20 protein-coding genes are annotated in these 19,816 nt (G+C 69.4%); 13 read left to right on the forward strand and 7 right to left on the reverse strand.

Annotation, left to right across the window (positions count from 1 at the left end; all coding sequences use genetic code 11):
- Position 1 precedes the first annotated feature (1 nt).
- Positions 2-652: a Crp/Fnr family transcriptional regulator gene (locus JRI60_RS34055; protein WP_204220093.1), complete on the reverse strand. Its 651-nt coding sequence runs from the start codon at positions 650-652 to the stop codon at positions 2-4.
- 188 nt (positions 653-840) lie between these two features.
- Between JRI60_RS34055 and purM the strand changes: the two genes are divergently transcribed.
- From purM to JRI60_RS34075, 4 genes are all read left to right on the forward strand, one after another.
- Positions 841-1,878, forward strand: a complete 1,038-nt coding sequence (purM, locus tag JRI60_RS34060; protein WP_204220094.1) for a phosphoribosylformylglycinamidine cyclo-ligase — start codon at positions 841-843, stop codon at positions 1,876-1,878.
- Entirely contained in the window at positions 1,875-2,537 is a 663-nt protein-coding gene (gene purN / locus JRI60_RS34065) for a phosphoribosylglycinamide formyltransferase (RefSeq protein WP_204220095.1), read from the forward strand. Before purM ends, purN begins: the two co-directional genes overlap by 4 nt.
- Positions 2,534-3,022, forward strand: coding sequence for a DUF523 domain-containing protein (locus tag JRI60_RS34070; RefSeq protein ID WP_204220096.1), 489 nt, complete (start codon positions 2,534-2,536; stop codon positions 3,020-3,022). Before purN ends, JRI60_RS34070 begins: the two co-directional genes overlap by 4 nt.
- 187 nt (positions 3,023-3,209) lie before the next feature.
- Positions 3,210-3,971: an arginyltransferase gene (locus JRI60_RS34075; RefSeq protein ID WP_204220097.1), complete on the forward strand. Its 762-nt coding sequence runs from the start codon at positions 3,210-3,212 to the stop codon at positions 3,969-3,971.
- Between the two features lie 6 nt (positions 3,972-3,977).
- On the opposite strand, the gene JRI60_RS34080 is transcribed toward JRI60_RS34075, so the two are convergent.
- Together JRI60_RS34080 and JRI60_RS34085 are read right to left on the reverse strand one after the other, a co-directional pair.
- Positions 3,978-5,144, reverse strand: a complete 1,167-nt coding sequence (locus tag JRI60_RS34080; RefSeq protein ID WP_204220098.1) for an FAD-dependent monooxygenase — start codon at positions 5,142-5,144, stop codon at positions 3,978-3,980.
- A gap of 87 nt (positions 5,145-5,231) precedes the next feature.
- Positions 5,232-5,864, reverse strand: coding sequence for a TetR/AcrR family transcriptional regulator (locus tag JRI60_RS34085; RefSeq protein WP_204220099.1), 633 nt, complete (start codon positions 5,862-5,864; stop codon positions 5,232-5,234).
- A gap of 86 nt (positions 5,865-5,950) precedes the next feature.
- On the opposite strand from JRI60_RS34085, the gene JRI60_RS34090 reads away from it, so the two are divergent.
- The 3 genes from JRI60_RS34090 to murQ all read left to right on the forward strand — a co-directional run bounded on the left by JRI60_RS34090 (position 5,951) and on the right by murQ (position 8,713).
- A complete protein-coding gene (locus tag JRI60_RS34090) occupies positions 5,951-7,471 on the forward strand; it encodes an NAD(P)-binding protein (protein ID WP_204220100.1) in 1,521 nt (506 codons plus the stop codon).
- A 100-nt stretch (positions 7,472-7,571) separates the two neighbouring features.
- Positions 7,572-7,763: a 50S ribosomal protein L28 gene (gene rpmB / locus JRI60_RS34095; RefSeq protein WP_043403428.1), complete on the forward strand. Its 192-nt coding sequence runs from the start codon at positions 7,572-7,574 to the stop codon at positions 7,761-7,763.
- 20 nt (positions 7,764-7,783) lie between these two features.
- Positions 7,784-8,713 carry an N-acetylmuramic acid 6-phosphate etherase gene (gene murQ, locus JRI60_RS34100; RefSeq protein WP_204220101.1) on the forward strand — a complete coding sequence of 310 codons (930 nt, stop codon included), beginning with the start codon at positions 7,784-7,786 and terminating at the stop codon, positions 8,711-8,713.
- A 67-nt stretch (positions 8,714-8,780) separates the two neighbouring features.
- Here murQ and JRI60_RS34105 read toward each other — a convergent pair whose 3' ends face one another.
- Positions 8,781-9,965 (reverse strand): DUF6051 family protein, encoded by a 1,185-nt coding sequence (locus JRI60_RS34105; protein WP_204220102.1) that lies wholly within the window; start codon positions 9,963-9,965, stop codon positions 8,781-8,783.
- 138 nt (positions 9,966-10,103) lie between these two features.
- On the reverse strand, positions 10,104-11,858 hold the full coding sequence (locus JRI60_RS34110) for a hypothetical protein (RefSeq protein ID WP_204220103.1): 1,755 nt from the start codon (positions 11,856-11,858) through the stop codon (positions 10,104-10,106).
- Positions 11,859-12,120: 262 nt separating this feature from the next.
- On the opposite strand from JRI60_RS34110, the gene gstA reads away from it, so the two are divergent.
- Both gstA and JRI60_RS34120 read left to right on the forward strand, forming a co-directional pair.
- A complete protein-coding gene (gene gstA / locus JRI60_RS34115; RefSeq protein ID WP_204220104.1) occupies positions 12,121-12,729 on the forward strand; it encodes a glutathione transferase GstA in 609 nt (202 codons plus the stop codon).
- A 70-nt stretch (positions 12,730-12,799) separates the two neighbouring features.
- Complete coding sequence (locus JRI60_RS34120) at positions 12,800-14,119, forward strand: amidohydrolase (protein ID WP_204220105.1); 1,320 nt, start codon at positions 12,800-12,802, stop codon at positions 14,117-14,119.
- Positions 14,120-14,129: 10 nt separating this feature from the next.
- On the opposite strand, the gene JRI60_RS34125 is transcribed toward JRI60_RS34120, so the two are convergent.
- Positions 14,130-15,017 (reverse strand): pirin family protein, encoded by an 888-nt coding sequence (locus tag JRI60_RS34125; RefSeq protein WP_204220106.1) that lies wholly within the window; start codon positions 15,015-15,017, stop codon positions 14,130-14,132.
- Between the two features lie 102 nt (positions 15,018-15,119).
- On the reverse strand, positions 15,120-15,575 hold the full coding sequence (locus tag JRI60_RS34130) for a MarR family winged helix-turn-helix transcriptional regulator (protein ID WP_204220107.1): 456 nt from the start codon (positions 15,573-15,575) through the stop codon (positions 15,120-15,122).
- Between the two features lie 239 nt (positions 15,576-15,814).
- Here JRI60_RS34130 and JRI60_RS34135 point away from each other — a divergent pair, with 239 nt between their 5' ends.
- The 4 genes from JRI60_RS34135 (at position 15,815) to JRI60_RS34150 (ending at position 19,814) form a co-directional block, all read left to right on the forward strand.
- Entirely contained in the window at positions 15,815-16,807 is a 993-nt protein-coding gene (locus JRI60_RS34135) for a right-handed parallel beta-helix repeat-containing protein (protein WP_204220108.1), read from the forward strand.
- A 128-nt stretch (positions 16,808-16,935) separates the two neighbouring features.
- Positions 16,936-18,081 carry an anhydro-N-acetylmuramic acid kinase gene (locus tag JRI60_RS34140; RefSeq protein WP_204220109.1) on the forward strand — a complete coding sequence of 382 codons (1,146 nt, stop codon included), beginning with the start codon at positions 16,936-16,938 and terminating at the stop codon, positions 18,079-18,081.
- Positions 18,078-19,235: a GTP-binding protein gene (locus tag JRI60_RS34145; protein WP_204220110.1), complete on the forward strand. Its 1,158-nt coding sequence runs from the start codon at positions 18,078-18,080 to the stop codon at positions 19,233-19,235. The genes JRI60_RS34140 and JRI60_RS34145 overlap by 4 nt, the downstream gene beginning before the upstream one ends.
- Before the next feature lie 414 nt (positions 19,236-19,649).
- Entirely contained in the window at positions 19,650-19,814 is a 165-nt protein-coding gene (locus JRI60_RS34150) for a hypothetical protein (RefSeq protein ID WP_204220111.1), read from the forward strand.
- Positions 19,815-19,816: the final 2 nt, after the last annotated feature.

Genomic DNA, 19,816 nt, shown 5'->3' on the forward strand with positions numbered 1-19,816 from the left:
GCTAGAGATCTCCGAACTTCCACTTCATCTCCAGGTATTGGAGGAAGTCATGGAGGCGGGCCGTATCATGGACGGTGAGTCTGTCACCGGCGCGCGCCACCAGACCGGCCCGCTCCAGCCGGTCCAGGATGTTGCGGATGGCCGGCTCGCCCACGCCGCTCTGCCGGGGAAGATCGCGCACGGGCAGCTCGATCTCCACCCCTCCCTCCGTGGTCCGGCCGCGCGTCTGACACGCCTGGAGGACGAGGTGCACCACCCGGCCCGCGGGATCCGAGTGCAGCAGGTTCTCGATCTGCGCGTCCGCCTCGGACAGGCGCTCGGCCAGCTTCTTGATCATCCGCACGGCGATCTCCGCGTTGCCGCGGATCATCCCCTCGAACGTCTTGGGGTCGATGACCAGGAGCTTGGCGTCCTCGCTGACGGAGGCCGTGGCGTTGCGCGGCCTGTTGGAGATGATGGACATCTCCCCGAAGAACTCCCCGGGTCCGAGCACCGCCAGCACCTTCTCCACGTCTCGCACGCGCTTGGAGATGGCGATCCGCCCCGATTGTATGACGAACATCTCCTTGCCCGGCTCCCCCTCGCGGAAGAGGACCGTGCCCTTCGAGAACTCCTTGCCGAAACGTTGAAAGAGGGTTTCCTCGGCGCCCATCGTAGGGCGAGTTAAGCCGCCCCCATCGACAGGGTCAAATTCCGACCGCGCTCCGGCGTCTTCCGCACCCCGAGTGTCGTCCACGTGCCTACCCGCGAGGCGGGAGACGTCCAGGGCGACGCGAATGTGACACCCGGGGTGCTTGCGACCGAGACAAGCAGCGGGAGAAGCCGCTAGAAGGCGCGGCCGTGGGAACGACCTACAAGCAGTCGGGAGTGGACATCGAGGCGGGCGATGCGTTCGTGGAGCGCATCAAGCCCTATGCGGCGCGGACGGTGAGGCCAGAGGTGGTGGCCGGGGTGGGAGGATTCGGAGGGCTGTTCGCCCTGCCGCCGGGCAAGTACCGGGAGCCGGTGCTGGTGGCGGGCACGGACGGGGTGGGCACCAAGCTGAAGGTGGCCTTCCAGGCGGGCCGGCACGGGACGGTGGGCATCGACCTGGTGGCCATGTCGGTGAACGACATCCTCACGTGCGGGGCGGAGCCGCTCTTCTTCCTGGACTACTTCGCCACGGGGCGGCTGGAGGTGGACGCCGCGGCCGAGGTGGTGAAGGGCATCGCCCAGGGCTGTGAGCAGGCGGGGTGCACGCTGCTGGGCGGGGAGACGGCGGAGATGCCGGGCTTCTACGCGCGGGGCGAGTACGATCTGGCCGGCTTCTGCGTGGGGGTGGTGGAGCGCTCGGAGATCATCGACGGCAAGAGCGTGGCTCCCGGGGACGCGCTCATCGGACTGAGCTCGTCCGGCCTGCACTCCAACGGCTACTCGCTGGCGCGCAAGGTGCTGCTGGAGGACGCGAAGCTGAAGCTGGACGCGGTGCCCGAGGGGTGGGACCGCCCGCTGGCCGACGCGCTGCTGGAGCCCACGCGCATCTACGTGAAGGACGCGCTGGCGCTGATGAAGGCGGTGAAGGTGAAGGGTTTCGCGCACATCACCGGCAGCGGGATTCCGGGCAACCTGCCGCGGTGCCTGCCGGACGGGACGCGGGCGGTGCTGGACGAGAAGACGTGGAAGCGTCCGGCCATCTTCGAGCTCATCCAGAAGCTGGGGAACGTCGAGCGCAAGGAGATGTACGACACCTTCAACATGGGCCTGGGGCTCATCGCGGTGGTGGCGAAGGCGGACGTGCCGGCGGCGCTGGCGACGTTGAAGGCGCGCGGGGTGGAGGCGGCGGAGGTGGGCCGGGTGGAAGCGGGCCAGGGAGAGGCGACGGCGGTCATCGAGCCATGAGCGGCCGGACGAAGCTGGGCGTGCTGGTGTCGGGCAGTGGCAGCAACCTGCAGGCCCTGTTGGACGCGTGCGCCCGGCCGGACTTCCCGGCCGAGGTGGCGGTGGTGGTGTCCAACGTGCCCACGGCCTTCGCGCTGGAGCGGGCGCGCAAGGCGGGGGTGCCGACGGTGGTGGTGGACCACAAGGCCTTCGGCTCGCGGCCGGACTTCGAGAAGGCGCTGGTGGAGACGCTGGTCTCGGCGGGCGTGGAGTGGGTGTGCCTGGCGGGCTTCATGCGGCTGTTGGGAGTGGACTTCCTGGGGCACTTCCCAGGGCGGGTGCTAAACATCCACCCGTCGCTGCTGCCGGCGTTCCCGGGGTTGCATGCGCAGCGGCAGGCGCTGGAGCGCGGGGTGAAGGTGGCCGGGTGCACGGTGCACTTCGTGGATCCGGGCATGGACACGGGCCCCATCATCGCGCAGGCGGCGGTGCCGGTGATGCCGGGGGATGACGAGGCGGCGCTGACGGCGCGCATCCTGAAGGAGGAGCACCGGCTGTTCGCGCTGGTGGTGAAGCTGGTGGCCACGGGGGCGGTGCGGCTGGAGGGAGGGCGCGTGGTGACGACGGCGGGGCCGGCGGTGGGCGAGCAGAGCCTGCGCAACCCGGGGGAGCCGGGATGAAGGAGCTGTCGCGGGAGGAGCGCGTGGCGGCACTGCGCGAGGCCCGGGTGGTGCTGGTGAGCGCGTGCCTGCTGGGCGAGGCGTGCCGGTACGACGGGAAGTCGAAGGGCTCGGACAAGGTGATGCGGGCGCTGGAGGGCAAGGAGGTGGTGCCCGTGTGCCCGGAGACTGGAGCAGGACTGGGCATTCCGCGGCCCGCGGTGGAGCTGAAGGGCGGAGCGGGCGCCGAGGTGCTGGAGGGACGGGCGCGGGCGGCGGAGGTGGAATCGGGCAGGGACCGGACGGAGGCCTTCCGCCGGGGCGCGGAGCTGGCGCTGGCGGCGGCACGGCGCTTCGGGGCGGAGGTGGCGCTGCTGAAGGAGCGCAGCCCCTCGTGTGGCACCCAGGGCACACACGTGGACGGGGTGGTGGTGCGAGGCCAGGGAGTCACGGCCGCCCTGCTCGCCCGGTCCGGGCTCACCGTGGTGAGTGACGAGGATCTGTGAAAATCCCCTCTCCCAGGGGAGAGGGTCCAACCTGGTTCCTCACCGTGTATGCCCCCTCTCCCCCTGGGAGAGGGCTGGGGTGAGGGTCTTCCCCCCCGTGCCTGCCCGCCCCCTCCCCAACCACTGAACCCACCTGTCACAGCCGCTTGACGGCGGGCCTGGCATCGCCCAGGAACGAAGCGACGCCATGGCCATCATCCTGGGACACAACATTGAGCCCCCCGGCCCGTGCAGCTACCTGCCAGACGAGCTCTCGTCGCTGGAGCAGCTGGTGATGCAGGACGTGAGCGCCGAGGAGTACGAGCGGATGCTCGTGCGCGGGTGGCGCCGGTTCGGACCGATGTACTTCCGGCCGGCGTGCCAGACCTGCAACCAGTGCGTCTCGCTGCGCGTGCCGACGGACACCTTCAAACCCAACCGCAGCCAGCGCCGGGCGCGAGCCGCGTGCGCCCACTTCCGGGTGGAGGTGGGCCCGCCGCGGGTGAACGAGGAGCGGCTGGCGCTCTACCGCGCCTGGCACGCCGAGCGCGAGCAGACGCGCGAGTGGGATGCCTCGCCGCTGGGCCCGCGCGACTACTTCCTCCAGTTCGCCTTCCCCCACCCGGCCGCGCGCGAGGTGGCCTACTACGACGACACCGCCGAGGGCGGGCCGCGGCTGGTGGGCCTGGGCATCTGCGACGAGATGCCCCACGCCTGGAGCGCGGTGTACTTCTTCTACGATCCCGCCTATGCGAGGTACTCGCCGGGCTCGGCCAACGTGGTGTTCCAGGTGGAGCTCGCGCGGGCGCGGGGCATCCCGCACGTGTACCTGGGCTATCGCGTCCAGGAGTGCACGTCCCTGCGCTACAAGGGGACGTTCCGCCCCCACGAGCTGCTCCAGGGCCGGCCCGGACCGGAGGAACCCCCGGACTGGCGCCCGGAGGACGCCTCCGAGGACTCCCCACCGTAGAGCGCGCTACTGGCCAGCCTCCAGCCGCCAGCCCCAGAGCTGCTCGTACTGCTTCATCATGACGCGCATCGGAGTCAGCCGGATGGACTGCTCGCGCAGCCAGACCGCGAGCGGGTTCTTCCACTGCCCGACGACACCGAACATCCACGAGCCCCGCTGCAACCAGGAGGTCCGCGACTGGCGCCGGGCCTCGTAGCGCCGCAGCCCGCCCGCGATGTCCTCCGTCTCCTCCAGGACGGCGGCGAGTACGGCGGCGTCCTCGATGGCCGAGCACGCCCCCTGACCCAGGTTGGGCATCATCGGATGGGCGGCATCCCCCAACAATGTCACCCTCCCCTCCCCCCACCGCTCGAGCGAGCGCCGGTCATGGAGGTCATTGCGGAGCACATCCGCCTCGTTCGTGGCCGCGATGAGCTCGGGGATGGGCGCATGCGCCGTCCGGAAGGTCTCCAGCAGGAAGGCCTTGTCGCCCCTGGGAACGGGCTGCTCCCGGGGCCAGTTGGCCGTGGCCCACCAGTAGACGAGATCCTCTCGAACGTAGCCCGCGGCGAAGCGAACCCCCGCCCCCTGGGTCTCGCGAAGGATGCCCCGAGGGAGTGCCGGGTGCGAGAAGGCGCGCACCAGGCCGCGCCAGCACGGATAGCCGGCGTAGCGCAGGGGCTCGCCCGGGTGGAGCCGCGCACGCACCACCGAGCGCAGGCCGTCCGCCCCCACCAGCACCTCCCCGCGCGCCTCGCGTCCATCCTCGAACCAGGCCCTCACGGTGCGCCCATCGTCCTCGAAGCGCGCCAGCCGTGCCCCCAGGTGCACCCCTTCGCTTCCAAGTGCCTCGTGCAGCGCCCCGTGCAGGGCCGCGCGGTGGAACAACGTGGGCGGAGCATCCGCGCAGAACCCAAGCTCCTCCGAGCGGCCCCGCACGAGCGGAGTCCCTCGCCACGAGCACATCTCGAAGTGCGTCATCTCCGCCCCCCGCTCCACCACGTGCCGCAGCCCCAGCCCGAACAGCACGCGCATGGCGTTGGGGGAAACCATCAACCCCGAGCCCACCTCGCGCAGTCGCGGCGCCTGCTCGAACACCTCCACCTCCCAACCGCTCCGCCGCAAGGCGAGCGCCGCCGTCAACCCACCAATGCCACCGCCAATGACCAAGGCCTTCCGCTTCGCTCCGCGCATGTGACGACCCCCGGCATTTCCGAACATGTTCTAACTCGAACGCGTTCGGAAATCCAAAGTCCCCCTGGAGCGGGGCTGATGGCGGCCTCAAGTCCGGCTTTTGCGTCCGAGGGAAGGGGCGGGCCGGAGACCGCGCAGCTGCAGCTCCAGGCTGGTGCGCAGGGCGGCCCGGGTGTCCTCCTGCCCTCGAAGGCCGCTCAGCCAGGCGGAGAGGTGGACGAGGTACAGCCCGAACAGGTTGGTGGCGGCGGAGAGAGGCTCGATCCGCAGGTCCACCTCGCCCCGTTGCTGAGCGCGCTCGACGAGCCCGCCCACCCGCTGGAGGACGCGCACACCCCGCTCCAACCGGGGCCCCATGTCCCCCGCGCCGGGGAAGAGGGTCTCGCGGACATAGAGGCGGGACATCTCCGGGTCGCGCGCGTAGTGGTCCATCATCCTGCCGAAGACGTGCAGGAGCGCCTCCACCAGCTCCGCGTCCTCCGGGAGGGAGGCATAGGACTCGTCCTCCACGCGCCCCCAGTCGTCGAGGAAGACGAGGTCCAACAACTCATGCTTCGTCTGGACGTAGGAGTAGAGCGTGCCCAGGCCGATGCCCGCGTGCTCGGCGATCTGCCGGATGGTGGTGGCCTCGAAGCCGTGGCGGGCGAACAACTCCCGTGCCGCCTTCTTGGCCCGCTCCAGCTTCTCGCGCTTGTTGCGCTCCCGAAGTCCCTCGGCCATCGGTTCCCTCTCCCGGCCCTTTTTGGACTCCTTTAGCGGGAAAGCGCTGCCGGGCCCACGGCAACGTGTGTAGTGTGCGCGGCGCAATGGCCACTCCCGTCGTCAGGTCCAAGCCGCTCCCCTCCGCCACGGCCCCCTCCCGGCACGTCTATGACGTGATCGTGCTGGGCAGCCAGCTCGGTGGGGCGCTCGCCGCGGGGCTGCTCGCCAAGAGGGGCTACAGCGTGCTCCTGGTGGAGCATGACGGCACCGGTCCGGGCTACGAGCACGACGGCTACGTGCTGCCCTACGCCCCCTTCATCGCCCCGGCCCTCAAGGCGATGCCCGCGGTGGAGGAGTCCTTCACCGAGCTGGGCATCACCACCCAGCTCCAGCGTCACCAGCAGCCCCATGTGCCCGAGCTGCAACTGGTGATGCCGCGCCACCGGGTGGATCTGCACGCCGACGCGGCCCGCCGGCGCGCCGAGCTCGTCCGCGAGTTCGACGCCCAGGGCGAGCGCATCCTCGCGGACATCGCCGCCACGACGACGCAGCACGAGTCCTCGGACGCCTTCCTGAAGGAAGCCCCGCCGCTGCCCCCGGACGGCTTCATGGAGTCCTGGAACCTCAACAAGCGCGTGCGGCAGCACCCGGGGCTGGAGACGGAGCCGCGGCTGGCCGGAGAGGACGACCCCTCGAAGCTGCTGCGCGGCCTGCTGCCCTTCGTCACCCACCTGGATCAGCCCTCCTCGCCCCTGGCGCGCACGCGGCCCCTGTCGCAGGCGCTGCAGACGCCCTGGCGCTACCCGGGCGGGCGCGATGGCCTGCGCAAGATGCTCTTCGAGCGCTTCTCCGAGCTCGGGGGAGATCTGCTCAGCCCCGAGAACACGGACACCTACGTGGTGGAGGAGCTGCACTTCGACGGAGGCCGCTTCTCCGGGGTGAAGCTGCTGCGCTCGGACACGCTCTACCGGGCCTCGTGCCTGGTGTCCGCCACGGACGCGGGGGCGCTGCGGCGGCTCATCACCGACCGCAAGAAGCACCGCAACCTGAGCGAGCACCTGGACCTGTCCACCACGAAGTCCTTCCTCTTCGCGGTGAACTGGGTGCTGCCCGAGGCGGCGCTCCCGCGCGGCATGGGGGAGCTGGTGCTGGTGGACACCCAGGACACGGAGCTGGGCCCGCTGCTCGTCCAGCTGCACCCCGCCCGAACGGCCGACGGCAAGGAGGACCCGTCCCTGCGCGTGGTGTGCGCCGGGGTCTTCGTCCCCACGAGCGTGCGAGACCTGGGCGAGGGCTACCTCCAGTCCCTGGCCATGCGCATCGACGCCCACCTGGACGGACTGATGCCCTTCTCCAAGGACAAGCGGGTGGTGCGCTCGGCCCCCTACCTGGACGCGGGCGCGGTGCGCGGCAGCAGGCTCATGCCCCACCCCCACTACACCTTCGACACGGAAGCGAAGCTGGGGGTCACGGGGTTGAAGCAGCACACGCCCACGAAGAACCTGCTGCTGGCCGGGCGAGAGGTGCTCCCGGGGCTGGGGCTCGAGGGAGAGTTCCTGGCTGGTGCGCGGGCAACCCGCCTGGTCCAGGAGATGCTGAAGAAGAAGGACGTCCTCAAGCGCTGAGGCTGGATCAGACTGGATTTTCAGGTGGTTTGTGGGTAGGTTCCGCCGCTCTCATTAGGGCGGGCCGTCAATTCGCCCCTGATTTCAAGGAGTTGTAGTCATGGCTTGGAAATGTGACATCTGCGGGAAGCGGCCGCTGGTGGGCAACAACGTCAGCCACGCGAACAACAAGACCAAGAAGCGGACCCTCCCGAATCTGCAGAAGATCCGGGCGTCCGTCGAGGGTCGGACGGAGCGCGTGTTGGCCTGCACCCGCTGCATCAAAGCGGGCAAGGTGACGAAGGCGGCCTGAGGAAGTCCGTGAGGTCGAGGGTGGGAAGATCGCGCTCGAAACGAACCGCGCTTCCTCCCACCGAGCGACTGCATCCTCGGGCGGACGATCTGGACCTTGTCTCAACGGACGAGGTCGTCCGCCGTCTGCATCAAGAAGACGAAGCCGCCGTCCGTGCGGTCCGCCCCGCGTTGCGTGAAGTGGCGCGAGTGGCGCGGGCCGTCGCGGAGGCACTGCGGGCGGGTGGCCGCCTGCTGTACGTGGGAGCTGGCACCAGCGGGCGCCTCGGGGTGCTCGACGCGAGTGAGTGCCCACCCACCTTCGGCGCATCTCCCCAACAGGTCCAAGCGGTGCTGGCCGGCGGACGCCGGGCGATGACGCACGCGGTGGAAGGCGCCGAGGACGACGCCGAGACCGGAGCCGCGTCGGTGATCCGGCTGAAGGTGGAGCCTCGGGACGTGGTGTGCGGCATCTCGGCGAGTGCCCGGACGCCCTTCGTGCTGGGCGCCTTGGAAGAGGCGCGGCGGAGGGGAGCGCGCACGGTGCTGGTGTGCTGCAACCGGCCGGGCCCGCGGGTGCGAGTGGACCACGTGCTGCTGGCCGAGACGGGGCCGGAGCTGGTGGCGGGCAGCACGCGGCTGAAGGCGGGCACGGCGACGAAGCTGATCCTGAACGCCCTCACCACGGCGGCCTTCGTGAAGCTGGGGAAGGTGTACCGGGGGCGGATGGTGGACGTGAGGCCCACGAACGAGAAGCTGCGGGCGCGGGCGACACGAATGGTGGCGGAGCTGACGGACCTGACCCCCGCCGCGGCGGCACGATTGCTGGAGCAAGCCAGGGGCGAGGTGAAGGTCGCATTGGCGATGCACTTCACGGGACTGTCCGAGAAGGAAGCGAAGCGCCGCCTGAAGCAAGCGACCCTGAGAGACCTGGTCAACACCACCACCACCAACAACAACCCCTCTTCCTAACAACCCCTCTCCCTCCGGGAGAGGGACGGGGTGAGGGTATCGGGAGCACTCGACTTCAACGAGAGGCTCACCCGTCCAACCACTCCACGGCGCGCCCGAACACGGAAGAGAAAGCGCGCTCGACCTCCACCTCGGAGACACCGTTCACGGGGAACGGGTTGGCGTGCTCATAGGAGTACGGCGGATCGAGGATGTCCACCCGAGCCCCGGAGCCGGAGAGGGTCTCCGCCACGGCCGCGGCGGGCATGACCCGATCGCCCTGCAAGGAGATGGCGACCATGCGGGCACCCAGCCGCTGGAGGGCGGTCTCGCGCTCGGAGCGGTAGCGGTCGGGATGAACCATGGATTGGAAGGCGCGGCCCACGGCGTCCTCCGAGAGCAACCTGCCCAGCGCGGGCCGGAGCTGCTTCTGCGACTCGAGCTCATCGAGGAACTGGTGCAACGAGCGGGCGGCGGCGCTGTCGAGGATCTCCCGGGACAGCGGCGCGGTGTGGGCGAGCAGACAACCACCGCAGAACGTCACCAACCGGGACCTGGCGAAGCGCCCCTCGGAGTCACCCATGAGGAGGATCTCCGCCAGGAAGGCGCCGATGGAGTAGGCGAAGAGATCGAGCCGGGCCTCGGGTGCGAGCAGCGGCTCCTCGCCCTGGCGGACGTTGTCCGAGAAGCGGGCGAGATCCCTCAAGGTCCGCAGACCGGACAAAACGAAGCGCTCCGGCCGGGCATGGAGGCGGGTGCTCAGGGCGGCGTTGGCGAAGCTGGAGGCCTCGAGCTCCGGCATGCGGCGCAGACGCTCCCGGCTCAACTGGCGCATGGGCCTGGGCTCGGACCAGAGCGCGGGGGAGCGGTCCATGTGGAAGGCCACGGGGAAGAGGATGATGGGAGCGCCGAGGCCCTCGGCGAGGGACTTCGCCCAGGGCAGGTACTTCTCCCAGCGGCGCTCGTTGAGCCCGTGGAGGAGGAGCACACCGCGGGAGCTCCGCGCGCATCCGGCCGGCGCGACGATGCGGTACGGGAACTCGAGGTTCTCCTCGACGCCGTCATCCCGGTGGAGCAGCCCGCGCAGGAAGTCCGGCTCGAGAGCCGCCTCGGACACGGGGAGCGTCCCAGGGTGCCCCTCGTCGACGGCCTCGCGCGCTTCCGCGGAGCGGAACCGGCGCTGATGCAGGACGAGGCCATCCTCCAGAGTGCCGTTCCCCCTGCCCTCCTGAAACGCCTCGGCGAGGCTGCGAAAGGTATCGACGTAGCCCATGAGACCCCTCTCCCGGTGGAACGCCAGCATGCCACCATCGGGCCTGACACAGCGTGTCACAACGCGGTCATGGATCGGGAGGGAGGCCAGGAGAGGGCGATCTCCGCCCTCCCCTGCTCTCGTCTCAGGCCGTGGGTCTCACGGCGCGGCGCAGAAGGGAGCCTGCACCTCGCCCAGGGCGAAGGTGATGGCGTCCTTCAGGCTCGCCGGCTGGTTGGCCCGGTAGAACCGGCCCTGGCCCGCCAGGGCGATGCTCTGGAGCATGGGGCTGCTGTCGCCATAACCCACGATGAACGTGCGCACCGTCTGGCTTCCGGGCATGTCGCCTCGCAGGTCAGCGTGCGACAGGAAGAACGCCACATCATCCATGAAGTTCTTGTTCGTCTTCGCCAGACCGGTGGGCCAGTTGTACTCCGTGTAGTCGCAGTCCTCCTGGGTAGCGCCGAACAGGTGGCAATAATTGACGCCGCCCGGGTTGGGATTGTGCTCGGGGTCGACCGGATCGAACGTGAGCAACGTTCCATCCGGGTGCCGGGCGCCATTGGCCTTGAGGATGCCCATCATCTTCGTGATGGGCACCGAGTTGTCATAGGTGGGAGTGCCTCCCGTCACCACGATGACGGCGCTTCGCTGGGAGTCACCGCAGATGGACTTGTCGAAACCGGTGCCCTCCCAGGGCTGGGCCGTCTTGAGCCACTCGTCGGACTGAACGCCCCAGTACCGCCCATCCCCGCCCGTGTTGGGGTTGTCATACGTGCCGCCATTGCAGCAGCCCGGCCAACCCCAGCCCGGATTGAGGGGCTGCTGGAACCAGCTCGTCCACCGGTTGTCCACCTTCTGCGAGGAGAAGTAGGCACCGAGACCGAAGAGGGCCTCGCCAATGGAGCGCTCGTTGTTGCGGAACACGGTCTTGTTGACGGCCTTCATCAGAAGGGGCCGGTTGAGCGACGCCTCATCGATGACGGGCGAGGACTTGTCGCAGGTTGGCCGCGGCTTCTCGAACAGCTGGGGCGGGTCGTACCAGCCGACGTCCGGACCGAAGGTGGCCACGCCCATGCGCACGTTGCTCGCGGTGGCGATGACATCCTTGAGCATCTTGCGAGCCACCACGAACTTGGGCGGACGCACGTTGAGCACGCGGCCACTGACGACCCACTTGCGGAACGCCTCGCGAGGAAGCGGCGGCTCATCGAGCGCACGCTGGGGGCCATTCATGCCGTAGGTCGAGGAATCCGCGGGGTGCGTGACGAGCGGGCCACGCCACCAGCCCTTCGTCGTCAGGCAGGAGACGCACTCGTTGAAGATGGCTGGCTTGTAATAATAGACGTCCTTCCAATTCAGGGCGCTCCAACAGGCGGACATCGCGTCCGAGATGCCGCCCGTCGCACGGAAGTCGAAGGAGATGGAGTACGGCGTCTCCCTCACCACCCATGAGACGCGACGGCCACGGGACTGGTAGAACTGGTTCGGATCGAAGAACTGGGGCGTGGTGCCGAAGTCGGCGTCGCTGTCGTAGGGAATGGAGCCGTTGAGCTTCGGATCCAAGCTGTTCTTGTCGAACCAGCTCATCGCCGAGACCAGCGCCGGGTCCGAGCAGCCCAGGCCGACGTTGAGACCCGCGTAACCATCCGCGCCGATCTCATCCGACCTGTCCACACCGGGCGGATTCGGCACGGCACCGACGTCTCCGTTGACCTCGGGCAGGTACTGCGGGAAGTCCTGCATGGACTCATGGTTGTCCAACAGGAAGATGACGCTGGGAGGCGTCTCCGCGTGGCTCGAGAGGGGTAGCAGCCCCGAACCCCCGGCCGCCACCAGTCCCAGGGTCAATCCCAATCGCTGGCTGAGCGATCGTCTCTTCAAATCCTTCCACGTGCCGAAGTCACTTCGCATGTCGCGGGCTCCAGTCTGACCAAACCGTGACCTCCACCGGCCTCGAGGTCATTTCCTTGATACCGCAATGAGCACGCGGACATGTGTGAATTCAATCCACTCCTGACTGTGAATGGCTCCGTCATCCACCCCCAAGCCAAAGATTCCGTGTCACGATACGGTCCGGCGCGAACAACCCTGGCGAGGGCCCCCGGAAAGGTGCAAAGTGCGCGGCCGCCTGGGTGTGCCAAACAGGCGTACACACGACACGGAGTCCCGACACATGAAGCTCTACTACTCCCCCGGTGCCTGCTCGCTGTCGCCGCACATCGTCCTGCGCGAGGCGGGCGCGTCCTTCGACATCGAGAAGGTCGACCTGCGCACCAAGAAGACCGAGTCCGGCAAGGACTTCAACACCATCAACCCCAAGGGCTACGTCCCGACCCTCCAGCTGGATGACGGCAGCATCCTGACCGAGGGCCCCGCCATCGTTCAGTACGTCGCCGACAAGGCGCCCCAGGCGAAGCTCGTGCCGGCCCACGGCACCCTGGAGCGCTACCGCCTCCAGGAGTGGCTCAACTTCATCAGCACCGAGCTGCACAAGGGCTTCAGCCCCCTCTTCAACCCCGCCTACCCCGAGGACGCGAAGAAGATCGTCCGCGAGAACCTCGGCAAGCGCTTCGACTTCCTGCGCGCCACCCTCGAGAAGGGCCCCTTCCTCATGGGCGAGCAGTTCACCGTCGCCGACGCCTACCTCTTCACCGTCACGAACTGGCCCGCCTTCGTCAAGCTGGACATGACCCCGTACCCGTGGGTGCAGGCCTACGCCGCGCGCGTGGGGGCTCGTCCCAACGTGCAGGCGGCCCTCAAGGCCGAAGGTCTCCTGAAGTAATCCACCCGTAGGCAGCCCAGGTGGCACCGTGCTGTATTCGGCTCCCTTCTTCCGGACCGGAGACAGCACGGTGAAACCCTTCCCCCTCCTCGCCCTCCTCCTCGCCGCGACCGCCTGGCCCCCGGCCGATGCGCGGGCCGCCGAGGCCCCCTCCCCCGTCCTCAAGCCCCTCGACGGGCTCTACCCCGAGCTGGACGCCCTCTACAGGGATCTGCACCAGAACCCGGAGCTGTCCACGCGCGAGGAGAAGACCTCGGCGAAGCTGGCCGAGCGCCTGCGCAAGCTCGGCTACGAGGTGACCCAGAACGTCGGTGGCCACGGCGTGGTGGCCGTCCTCCGCAACGGCAAGGGCCCCACGGTGCTGCTGCGCACCGACATGGATGGCCTCCCGGTGGAGGAGAAGACCGGACTCCCGTACGCCAGCAAGGCGACGATGAAGGACGACTCCGGCCAGGGCGTGCCGGTGATGCACGCCTGCGGGCACGACGTCCATATGACGGCCTGGGTGGGCACCGCGACCCTGCTCGCGAAGTCGAAGGACCGGTGGCGCGGCACCGTCGTGCTGATCGGCCAGCCCGCCGAGGAGACGGGCAGCGGAGCGCGGAAGATGCTCTCGGATGGCCTCTACACGCGCTTTCCCAAGCCGGACTTCGCCATCGCCATCCACAACAGCGCCGGCGCGGCGGCGGGCACCATCGAATACGTGCCCGGCTACGCCCTGGCGAGCGTGGACTCCGTCGACCTCACCCTCTACGGCAAGGGCGGACACGGCGCCTACCCGCACACCACGGTGGACCCCATCGTCCTCGCGGCGCGCACCATCCTCTCGCTGCAGACGCTCGTGAGCCGCGAGAAGTCGCCGCTGGAGCCCGCGGTGGTGACGGTGGGCTCCATCCACGGAGGCACCAAGCACAACATCATCCCGGACGAGGTGAAGCTCCAGCTCACCGTGCGCTCCTACAAGCCCGAGGTCCGCAAGCAGCTGCTCGCCGGCATCGAGCGCATCGCCCAGGCCGAGGCCCTGGCGGCCGGCGCGCCCCGGAAGCCGGAGATGTCCGTCTCCGAGGGCACGCCCGCCACCTACAATGATCCGGCGCTGACCAAGCGGCTCGTCGGCGCCGTCTCGCGGGTGCTCGGCGCGGAGAACGTCCGCGAGGGCCAGCCCGTCATGGGCGGCGAGGACTTCTCCGAGTACGGCCTCGCCGGAGTCCCCGCGGTGATGCTCTGGGTGGGCACGGTCGACCCCAAGCGCCACGCGGAGGCCCGCGCGTCCGGCGAGACGCTCCCCTCCCTCCACTCCGCCCTCTTCGCCCCGGACCGGGAGCGGACGCTCCGCACCGCCGTCACCACGCTGACCACCTCGGCCCTCGAGGTGCTCGGCAAGCCGTAGCTCCCCGGGCTCAGCGCTGGATCCTCCCCATCCTCCCGTTCTGGAAGTCCTCGAAGGCCTGGAGGATCTCCGCCTGGGTGTTCATCACGAACGGCCCGTAGCGGACCATCGGCTCGCGCAGGGGGACGCCCGAGAGCAGCAACAGCTGGAGGGGCTCGCTCCCCGTGTTCGTCATCACCACCGAGTCCGCGTCATTGGCGAACAGCACCGCCTGCCCATCCGCCGCGCGCGTCCCCTCGGGGCCGAACGAGCCCTCGCCCCCGAACACGTAGGCGAACGCGTTGTGCGCCCGGGGCACCGGCTGCTCGAAGCGGGCCCCCGGCTCCAGCGTGAAGTGCAGGTACTGGATGGGCGTGCGCGTGTCGATGACCGCGCGCGCGCCGAGCGACTCGCCCGCGATGACCTTCACCCGCACCTTCCCGTCCGGCGTCGAGGCCACCGGGATGCCCGCCGAGGGGATCTCCTGGTAGCGCGGCGGCATCATCTTGTCGCGCCGGGGCAGGTTCACCCAGATCTGGAAGCCGTGCATGCGCCCACCCCCGCGGGAGAGCTCACGTGACGGCATCTCCGAGTGCACCACCCCCGCGCCCGCCGTCATCCACTGCACGTCCCCAGGCCCCAGCTTGCCCGCGTGGCCCGCCGAGTCCTCGTGCTCCGCCTGCCCCTCCAGCATGTAGGTGACCGTCTCGAACCCCCGGTGCGGATGGTCCGGCGCCCCCGCCGCGTCTCCGCCGGGCGGGATGTCCACCGGCCCCATCTCGTCCACCAGGAGGAACGGGTCGAACTGCATGAACCCCGGGATGGGGAAGGGCCGGCGCACCAGGAACCCCGCGCCCTCGAGCGTCGTGACCGAGTCCACCACCCTCTGAACCGAACGCGTGCTCACCGACCTGGACATGACATCTCCTCCTTCTATTCCTTCGAGCACGAATCATTCGTGCTGGAACTAAGTGCACGAGGGAAATCCTTCGTACTGGAAGTTAAATGCGCGAGAACGAAATCAGTTGCGGGACAGCGACAGCCCCAGCTTCTTGCAGAGGGCGCCGAGCTGCTCCTGCTCCTCGGCGGTCAGGGCCCCCAGGAGCGCCGCGACGTGGGCGGCATGGGCGGGAAAGACCTTCTCGATGATGCGCCGCCCCTCCGGGGTGAGGCTCACCACCATCACCCGGCGGTCCTCCGGGCTGCGGGCCCGTTGGATCCACCCGTTGCGCTCCAGGGTGTCCAGCAGCGCGGTCATGTTGGGGTTGCTGCGCAGCAGCTTGCGGCCGAGCTCCCCCTGGCTCATGGGCCCCAGGTGCAGCAGGGCCTCCAGCACCGCGAACTGGGGCGGGGTGAGCTCATGGCTGGCCAGGTGCCGGTGCAGCTCGCCCCCCAGCGTCTCCGTGGCCCGGGTCAGCTTGATGAACGTGTCGAGCGCCCGGGTCTCCCGCGCACTGCCTTTGTAGTGGGTCGGCATTCGTTCGGGCCCTGAAGGTTCGACCTTGAACTAATCCCGGGCCCGGACTTTTGCAAGGGCGAAGCATCTCGGGCTCAAACCAAACACAGACACGAATTGGACCATACGCGCCCGCAGGCCCTCCCAGCGGGCGGGGCACGTCCGCTCGGCTCCCTGGCCTCTACTACGCCTTGTCCGGTGAAGACCCTCACCCCGAGAGGTGGTCTCGGGAAACGCCGGGGGGTAGCCTACATGCGATCATGCGGTCCGTACTCCTCTCACTGCTCCTGCTTCTGCCGGCCATGGCGTCCGCGACGGACGTGAAGGGGACCCTCTCCACGCCTACCGTCTGGACGAGGAGTGGCAGCCCCTACGTCCTGAAGGGCGATGTCACCGTGGCCTGGGGGGTGAAGCTGACCCTCGAGCCCGGCGCGCGGATCATCGCCGCCTCCACGGACGCGCTGCGCTCCGGGGTGGACCCGGAACGGGTGGAGCTGATCGTCGATGGCACCCTGGTGGTGCGTGGCACCCGGTCGCGTCCGGTCGAGCTCACCGCTCGGGGGGCTCCCGGCTCCTGGTACGGCATCCGCGTGCGCGGCGGCCGGGGCACGGTGATCGACGGAGCCGTCGTCACCCAGGCGCGGCAGGGCATCTCGCTGGGCATGAGCGCGGTGGTGCGGAACACCTCGGTGAGCGCCATCGAGCAGGACTGCCTCCATGTGAGCTGGGGCGAGTCCACCCTGGAGGGCAACCAGTTGAGCGGGTGCGGTGGAAACGGGTCGAGCGTGGACCCGTGGACCCTGGCCCGTGCCCAGGCCACCGCCAGCGTCGCGCGCTCCGGTGGGAGCGCCAGCCAGCGCACCGGCTGGTTCGAAGCGCGCGTCCGCGGCAGGGCCGTCTTCGCCCACCACCCGCGAGGCACCCGGAGTGGAGCCGTCGCCCACGCGTTCGGGCGCCCCCCTCATCGCCCCGAAGCCTGGTCAGCGCTCGCGCGCACGACCCCGCATCCCCGAACGGGAGGCATGGCCGACGAGCGCGTCCGATGGGGACTCCAGCAAGGGAGCCGCCTCACGCACGAGGCTGGCGTCCGCTCCGCATCAGCGGACCTCGCCCGAGGAGTGGCCTGGCGGCTCACGGAGGTGGAGACCTCCTCCGAGGAGCCCATCGCCGGACCCGAGCGGTGGACCTCCCCGGGCCGGGTGAGGAAGAAACCCGGATGGCCCGTGGAACCACCGCCCGTCCTCGTCACATAGCCCGGCAGCACCCGCGGCCGCCTCGCCTGGCGGGGAGCCGACCTTTGTGCTGACCAAGGAGCCTCTGGCTGACACTCGGGCGGGGACCGGGGCGGCATCCGTCGGACCGGGACCTTACACTTGCGGGTATGGACTCGCGACCGCCTCGCCCCAACTCGCGGCTGTGCGTCGGACTGCTGTCGGGCACCAGCGTGGACGCGGTGGAGGCGGTGCTCTGCCGGATCAACGGCTCGGGCCCGGAGGTCCGCGTCACCCTCCTGGCACACGTCTCCCGCCCCTTCACCCCCGAGTTCACCCAGCAGGTGCTGGCCGCCAACGATGCCCGCTCCCTGTGCGAGCTCAACTTCGCCCTGGGTGAACGCTTCGCCGAGGCCGCCCTGGAGGTCATCGCCCGCGCGGGCCACCGCCCCCAGGACGTGGACGCCATCGGCTCGCACGGCCAGACGGTGGCCCATCTGCCCTCGAGCCTGTCCAGCACGCCCTCCACCCTGCAGCTCGGGGAGGCGTCCGTCATCGCCGAGCGCACCGGCATCCCCGTGGTGAGTGATTTCCGCACCCGGGACGTGGCCGCGGGAGGCCAGGGGGCGCCGCTGGTGCCCTACCTGGACTGGGCCCTGTTCCGGAAGCCCGGGGTGGCGAGGGCACTGCAGAACATCGGGGGCATCGGCAACGTGAGCGTGGTGAGCGACCGGCTGGAGGACACGGTCGCCTTCGACACCGGGCCGGGCAACATGGTGCTGGACGGCCTGGCCCGGCTGGTCACCGGGGGCCGCCTCCAGTGCGACCTGGATGGCAGCCTCTCCGGCCAGGGCCGGGTGATGCCGGAGCTGCTCGAGGAGCTGCTGGCGCACCCCTTCCTGGCCCTCCCCCCACCCCGCAGCGCCGGCCGCGAGGGCTTCGGTGACGCGCTGGTGGGCCGGCTGTGGGAGCGTCACGGCGCCTCGCGTCCCCATGACTTGATGGCCACGGCCGTGGCCTTCACGGTGGAGGCCACGGCCCGCGCCTACGAGCAGTGGCTCCTGCCGCGCTTCACCCTGGAGGCGGTGTACGTCTCCGGCGGCGGCACCCGGAACCCGGTGCTCATGGAGCGGCTGACGGCGCGGCTGGCCCCCCTGCCCGTCCGCCCCCTGGACGTGCTGGGCCTGCCCGAGGGGGCCAAGGAGGCCGTGTGCTTCGCCCTGTTGGCGAACGAGCACCTGTCGGGGACCCCCTCGAATGTTCCGTCGGCAACTGGCGCCAGGAGGCGAGTCGTTCTAGGTAAGCTGACACCGTGAGCAGCGTAAATCTGGTAGCCCGTGAAGTAGCGGTGAAGATCGTCTTCTACGGACCTGGTCTGTCCGGGAAGACGACGAGCCTGCGGAAGATCTACGAGACCGTGCGCCCCGCGCACCGTGGCGAGATGATGTCCATCGCCACCGAGGGGGACCGCACGCTCTTCTTCGACTTCCTGCCCGTGAAGGTCGAGCGGGTGAACGACTGCACGGTACGGCTCGCGCTGTACACGGTGCCCGGCCAGGTCTTCTACAACGCCACCCGCAAGCTGGTGCTCCAGGGGGCCGACGGCGTGGTGTTCGTGGCGGACTCGCAGCCGGAGATGGTGGACGCCAACCGCGAGTCGCTGGCCAACCTGGAGGAGAACCTGCTCGAGCAGGGCGTCCGGCTGGAGCGCTTCCCCCTGGTGTTCCAGTGGAACAAGCGCGACATCCCCAAGGCCCTGCCCGTGGAGGAGCTGCGCGCCACGCTCAACCCCCGGGGCGTCCCCGACTTCGAGACCGAGGCCCTCAGCGGTCGTGGCGTGATGGACGCCCTCAAGGCCATCACCCGGCTCGTCATCCAGGATCTGCGTGCCAAGCGCATCGTGCCCCCGCCCCGCGCCGCCACGCCGACGGTGCCGTCGCTGGGTGCCCCCAAGGGCACGAGCGGGCTCGAGGCGCAGTTGAGCCAGCTGGCCGGAAACCGGCCCGCGGCCCCGGCCATGACCCCCACCCAGGTGCAACGCCCGGCGGGCCCCATCTCCCGCAGCATGCCGGCCGTGGTTGCCCAACCCCAGGTCCAGGTGGCGCCTCCCGTCGCGCCTCCCGCCCTGACGGGACAACGGCCCCTCGGGGCCGCGAGCGCGCTCGCGCCGTCGGATCTGTTCGACCACGCGCGGGCCGCGGAGGGGGCCTTCGCCTCCGGGGATTACGGGACGTGCATCCAGGCGTGCCTCGATGCCGTGCGGCGAGGCCTGGCTTTCGCCGGGGAGGGCCCCCTGGGCTCCCAGGCCCACCTGCTCCAGGTCGACGGAGGAGATCTGCTCAAGCTGCAGACGCTCGCGGCGCGTTCGAGCAGCCGCGTGGATGACGCGGCGTTCGCGCTCTACGTGCTGATGCAGATCTTCACCCGGCTCCACGCAGCCGGACTGCCCGCGCCCGTCAGCGAGTCCTGAATCGTGTTGCGCATGCTCCCTCTCCCTTTGGGAGAGGGCGGGGGGTGAGGGTATTCATCCGCGTGTCCCTCGTACCTCCCATCGCACTTCCGCGCTTTGTCTCGGCCCGCGCCTTCATCTTCTCGAGAAGCGACTCGAGTCCCTGTTCGCAGTCACTCGAGCTCAGGCAGTCCCAGCCCGCCGGGATGCTGCCGCTGAAGCTCCGCACCAGACTGCATCCTCCACTGGGTCCCCATTCGTTCCATGTTTGTGAAACAATTTCACATCCCTCCCCTCCTCCCAGTCGGCGAGGCGCGGATTCTTGGAATGAATTGAAATCCGCCGGGGGCGAGAGTAGGTTGGAATTGCCTTCGCGCGATGGGCTTGCGCGAGGCTGTCCACATCCCCGTGCAACGGATTCAAGGAGTCGTGGCTATGAACAGCAATGCCTCGCAGTCTCCCGCAGAAGTGCGTCCCTTTGCGCGAGTCACCGCGTGCGAAGTCGCTCCGTCCGGACAGGACAAGCATGAAGAAGGCTTGTTCCTGACGGTCTACACCGATCCCGATCGGCCCGAGCCGGAAATCGGCGCCCTCAGCTGATC

The organism is Archangium violaceum (assembly GCF_016887565.1).
GTDB classification, from domain to species: Bacteria; Myxococcota; Myxococcia; order Myxococcales; family Myxococcaceae; genus Archangium; species Archangium violaceum_B.

Coding starts and splice junctions, on each gene's coding strand:
- JRI60_RS34055 (WP_204220093.1), bottom strand. CDS start 652: ATGGGCGCCGAGGAAACCCTCTTTCAACGTTTCGGCAAGGAGTTCTCG.
- purN (WP_204220095.1), top strand. CDS start 1,875: ATGAGCGGCCGGACGAAGCTGGGCGTGCTGGTGTCGGGCAGTGGCAGC.
- JRI60_RS34070 (WP_204220096.1), top strand. CDS start 2,534: ATGAAGGAGCTGTCGCGGGAGGAGCGCGTGGCGGCACTGCGCGAGGCC.
- JRI60_RS34075 (WP_204220097.1), top strand. CDS start 3,210: ATGGCCATCATCCTGGGACACAACATTGAGCCCCCCGGCCCGTGCAGC.
- JRI60_RS34080 (WP_204220098.1), bottom strand. CDS start 5,144: ATGCGCGGAGCGAAGCGGAAGGCCTTGGTCATTGGCGGTGGCATTGGT.
- JRI60_RS34085 (WP_204220099.1), bottom strand. CDS start 5,864: ATGGCCGAGGGACTTCGGGAGCGCAACAAGCGCGAGAAGCTGGAGCGG.
- JRI60_RS34090 (WP_204220100.1), top strand. CDS start 5,951: ATGGCCACTCCCGTCGTCAGGTCCAAGCCGCTCCCCTCCGCCACGGCC.
- rpmB (WP_043403428.1), top strand. CDS start 7,572: ATGGCTTGGAAATGTGACATCTGCGGGAAGCGGCCGCTGGTGGGCAAC.
- JRI60_RS34105 (WP_204220102.1), bottom strand. CDS start 9,965: ATGGGCTACGTCGATACCTTTCGCAGCCTCGCCGAGGCGTTTCAGGAG.
- JRI60_RS34110 (WP_204220103.1), bottom strand. CDS start 11,858: ATGCGAAGTGACTTCGGCACGTGGAAGGATTTGAAGAGACGATCGCTC.
- gstA (WP_204220104.1), top strand. CDS start 12,121: ATGAAGCTCTACTACTCCCCCGGTGCCTGCTCGCTGTCGCCGCACATC.
- JRI60_RS34125 (WP_204220106.1), bottom strand. CDS start 15,017: ATGTCCAGGTCGGTGAGCACGCGTTCGGTTCAGAGGGTGGTGGACTCG.
- JRI60_RS34130 (WP_204220107.1), bottom strand. CDS start 15,575: ATGCCGACCCACTACAAAGGCAGTGCGCGGGAGACCCGGGCGCTCGAC.
- JRI60_RS34135 (WP_204220108.1), top strand. CDS start 15,815: ATGCGGTCCGTACTCCTCTCACTGCTCCTGCTTCTGCCGGCCATGGCG.
- JRI60_RS34140 (WP_204220109.1), top strand. CDS start 16,936: ATGGACTCGCGACCGCCTCGCCCCAACTCGCGGCTGTGCGTCGGACTG.
- JRI60_RS34150 (WP_204220111.1), top strand. CDS start 19,650: ATGAACAGCAATGCCTCGCAGTCTCCCGCAGAAGTGCGTCCCTTTGCG.